The sequence below is a fragment of the Erwinia sp. Eh17-17 genome (genome assembly GCF_039675725.1).
Classification (GTDB): domain Bacteria; phylum Pseudomonadota; class Gammaproteobacteria; order Enterobacterales; family Enterobacteriaceae; genus Erwinia.
Genome location: NZ_JBDFQT010000021.1, coordinates 1 through 3,873, shown reverse-complemented (window position 1 = coordinate 3,873; position 3,873 = coordinate 1). Strand labels below are relative to the sequence as shown.

The 3,873-nt window shown below is 60.3% G+C and carries 4 protein-coding genes and 1 pseudogene; all 5 read right to left on the bottom strand.

All coding sequences use genetic code 11. The features are described from left to right. Positions 1-64: pseudogene (locus ABEH87_RS21550) on the bottom strand (type VI secretion system tube protein Hcp); the annotation flags it as partial. 3 nt (positions 65-67) lie between these two features. Continuing rightward, positions 68-1,783 (bottom strand): OmpA family protein, encoded by a 1,716-nt coding sequence (locus ABEH87_RS21545; RefSeq protein ID WP_346579394.1) that lies wholly within the window; start codon positions 1,781-1,783, stop codon positions 68-70. Then, on the bottom strand, positions 1,784-2,437 hold the full coding sequence (gene tssL / locus ABEH87_RS21540) for a type VI secretion system protein TssL, short form (protein WP_346579392.1): 654 nt from the start codon (positions 2,435-2,437) through the stop codon (positions 1,784-1,786). Continuing rightward, a complete protein-coding gene (tssK, locus tag ABEH87_RS21535; RefSeq protein WP_346579390.1) occupies positions 2,434-3,771 on the bottom strand; it encodes a type VI secretion system baseplate subunit TssK in 1,338 nt (445 codons plus the stop codon). Before tssK ends, tssL begins: the two co-directional genes overlap by 4 nt. A gap of 15 nt (positions 3,772-3,786) precedes the next feature. Then, on the bottom strand, positions 3,787-3,873 hold an 87-nt coding region (locus ABEH87_RS21530), incomplete at its 5' end, for a hypothetical protein (RefSeq protein ID WP_346579388.1).

Genomic DNA, 3,873 nt, shown 5'->3' with positions numbered 1-3,873 from the left:
CCACAGAACCTTTGATATCCGCACCGCCGTCGTCTTTCAGCCACAGATAGACTGGAATTGCCATGTGTTACTCCTTATCAGAACTTACTGTTGTGTCATCATCCTGTGATGACGTTCGCATTGCTGGCGCCAGGCAGGCATCCGCCTGCGGCACCAGACTGATTTCGACCCGGCGGTTGAGCGCGCGACCTTCCGGGGTATCGTTGGTTGCAACCGGGCGCGTTGCGCCATAGCCCTGCACCGCAAAACAGGTTGGCGACACGTCACCGGTATCGCGCATCCAGTCGCGTACCGCAGCGGCACGCTTCAGGGACAGCGCCTGGTTCAGTAGGGAATTTCCGGTACTGTCGGTATGGCCGCTGACCACGATCAGCCAGCCGGGCTTCGCTTTAATGCCCACCAGTGCATTAATCAGCACCTTCTGCGAGCCGGATTTCAGCTCGAACTTACCGGTGTCAAACAGCGACAGGCTGTCCAGGCGGATGATTTTCGGTGCCTGAACGATTTGCTGGATCGCCGGGGCATGAGGTTGAGACGGCGCCCAGTTATTAATCGAGGCGCGTAGCGGTGGGATCAGCCGCATTCCCTGATACAGCCCAAGGGTGTAACGCATCGGCGCGCCGTCCCGCTGCCAGCCGTCGAGCAGTGCATCATCGCGGCGCAGCTGGTTTTGTGCCTGTAATTTTGGGGTTTCAGGAGTGCCGTTAAGGTGGCGGTACAGCATCAGATGGTCGCTGACATTCTGGATAAGCCGCTGGTTATTGATCCAGGAGGCCAGCATCGCCAGCAGCAGAAAAAGCCCGACGAACATGCCCGCAATCCGACAGTGCTTCATCAAAGAACTCATACCGTTACGGTGTGGCAGATGAGCCAGCAGCGCATCCGGCAGAGGCAGGAGGGGGGACCGATCGTCGCCAGCGCGCGCGGGTATCGTGGTCATCGCGCCAGTATGTTGCTGCCAGAGGTTATCCGGGACGCTGGTGACCGGTCCGGTACAGACTGTCAGCATGCAGGGAGGCAGTGCGGGCGTGTCGTGATAGCGTGAAGCCAGCCCCGCCAGCACCTGGGGTTTCAGCCAGGAGAACAGCGTCTGCAACCACAGCGAGTGGCTCAGGCGGGGTATCTGCATCTCTGCGCCATTATCACCACACCAGGCAGTGTAAGCCCTTGCCACTGCACTATTTTCCTGCACCTGGATCCCGTCACGATTACTGGTCAGGGAATACCAGGAATAAGGCCCGTCAGGCCGGGCATCGATGGCGTTCAGCCAGCAACTGACCCAAACCGGCGGTAGCGCGGAAAATGCCCGGCGGCAGCCAGCAATTGCCCGCTGCCATTCCAGCAGCTGACTGTTCAACGCTTCCGCTTCCTGCCACTGTTCCGGGATAACCGCCAGCAGAACCGAAAGTCGGGATATCAGCGCCGGACGACCGGCAGCCACAGAATCCGCCAGACTGGCGAGCTGTTCTGGCCCACGGACTGCGATATACCAGCCTTGCCGGGTCTCGCGAAACGCCTGTCCGGCCGGGAAAAGCAGATCGCTGGCACCACAGACCAGCACAACCGCACCGGCAAACTGTTCCGGCGGCAGGACGCTTTCATCCGCCAGCAGCACTTCCCGCCCCCGCCGTGCATAACGCCAGCCCCAGAGTGCAGCCAGGAGTAAAGCGACGGCGCTAAGAAACAGACGGCTGCCGTTGCCCAGCGGCCAGAACCCCCAGATCAGCCACAGCGCCAGCCACAGTACCAGCAGTGCCAGCAGCGGTTTTATTAGCGGGCGCATCTAGCTGTTCCCCGTGATGGCGGAAACCATCTGCTGTAGCGAAGTGGAAAGCAGGAACCAGACAACGCCCAGCAGGACGATCCCGGCCCCCCAGGAGAGCCAGTAAAAACGACGACCGCTGCGCAGACGCCCGGCGCGAGCAATCACCGGAGCTTCTTCCGTCAGCGTGAACGGCACCACCCGCTGGCTGAGGTTACGCACCACATCTTCGCGGCGTTCATCCGCCTGCTGGCGGTAGCGCCCGACAAACCCCAGCGTCAGCGCGCGTGAAAAGCAGGTGAGTACCGCAATATCGGGGGCCGGCTCCTGCAGCATGGTGCGAATGCGCTGCCACAGTTCTTCGCCCGCATTCAGCGTATTGAAATACTTCGCCTGTAGCGGGTTGGCCAGCCAGGTGTTGTAACCGTCGTCCTGTTTGCCCCGGTTCATGACCGCTTCATCAAACAGCGCACACAGGGTGTAGAGCATATGCTCAATGCTGACCTGACTGACGCCCTGCTTCTCCAGCTGCTGACGCCAGTCGTCCAGCCATTCACAGCTGCGGCGGTAAAGTGCCTTGCCGTCCTTCACCTCCTGACCCGCGCGCAGCTGGCTGACCATCAGCCAGCCGGGGTAAAACATCCGATCGATAAACGTCGTGTGGTTATCTTTCATGATCGCAGCACCGCATACAGTTCAAGTTTCACCTCACCCAGTGCGGACGGAATGTAGAAAGCGCAGTTCCCCGCATCCAGCATGGCCTGTGCGGCCGTGCCGTTGAGGTCAAGGGCGAAGTACTGGTTCTCCAGGCGCAGCGGGATGGCCGCCGGAACATGTGCCAGCGCTTTCAGGCCGATACCGTTCAGCGCCACGTTCACCACATCGGAGACGTCCTCATAGCTGCCCGCTTTGCACAGCAGCGGGAACTGAGACTGCAACAGATGGTTAGGGATCGTAGATCGCACAGAAAGGTAGAAGTCTGCCCCTTCACGCAGACGGGCATCGTGCAGCGAGCCTTTCCAGAAATGCCCGGCATGGTTGAGTTCAATACTGATCACACGGGATGGCAGGCTGGCTTCCAGCAACGCATCCAGCAGGACAAACAGCGCCGGGAATACCTGTTCCGGCACGTCATGCTGATACACAGGAATATCGTCCGGGCTGTGAGCCAGCGAGAACGTCAGCAAACTGCCGGCCAGACGCGCCAGCTCGCGGTAGTAAAGTTCAGGATGGCGCGACGGTGCCTGCAAAAGTTCGTTCAGCACCGGCTCTGCGCTGTTAAAGGCGTTCAGCAGCCAGAACAACGAAACGTCCGCCACCGCAAAATCGGCCATACGTTCATTGCTCTCACGCCTCATCTGCATCAGGCGCTTACGGCGAGCCTGCAGACGGTGCAGCAGGTCGCTTAACCCCAGGGTCAGCAGCGGGCTGGCGGAAAAAACCAGCGCAGGCGGGATAAACGTGCTGTCCGGCGTCCACTGTCCCTGGGCACTCTGTACCAGACGAATGACAGGACAGGTCAGCCAGCCGCTGTTTTCCTGATGAGCAAACCGCAGCGAAACGGCATGACGCGCCACAGCCAGTTCCGTACGTTCATGTCCGGCCAGGTCCTGCACCGTGACCCACTCCTGCTGCCAGCGCTGCGGACGTTCGGTGCCTTTACCGTCATTGAGATTGCCACCGTTGGCGGACAGCAGAGGCAGCGCCAGCACCACATCAATCGTGTCACGCCCCTGCACGCCGGAGAGATCGCAGGCAGGCGGCAGGTTATCGGCAAGCTCGGTATCAATCAGCGTGCCGTCCTGAAAACGCACCACCAGACGGGTGGCATTCAGGCGTGAAAGCGCCAGCACCGTGGTATCAAATTCAGCCACCAGCACCCCCCAGGTGCTGGCTACTGACATCGCCGCCACGCTTTCTGCTACGTGGGCATCCCAACGGGCCTGCTGCTGGAACTGCTGCGGGGCCAGCATGGCCCCATCAGTCCATAACGGACGATATATTTTCATCCCTGTTCGCCCGCCTTACGCTTTCGCTTTCGGCATCTGGGATACCAGAGACAGGTTGATATCCATGCCTTCCACCTGGAAATGCGGGATGGCATACAGCTT

Excerpts from the sequence above, each read along its gene's own strand:
- ABEH87_RS21545 (WP_346579394.1), bottom strand. The coding sequence starts at position 1,783 with ATGCGCCCGCTAATAAAACCGCTGCTGGCACTGCTGGTACTGTGGCTG.
- tssL (WP_346579392.1), bottom strand. The coding sequence starts at position 2,437 with ATGAAAGATAACCACACGACGTTTATCGATCGGATGTTTTACCCCGGC.
- tssK (WP_346579390.1), bottom strand. The coding sequence starts at position 3,771 with ATGAAAATATATCGTCCGTTATGGACTGATGGGGCCATGCTGGCCCCG.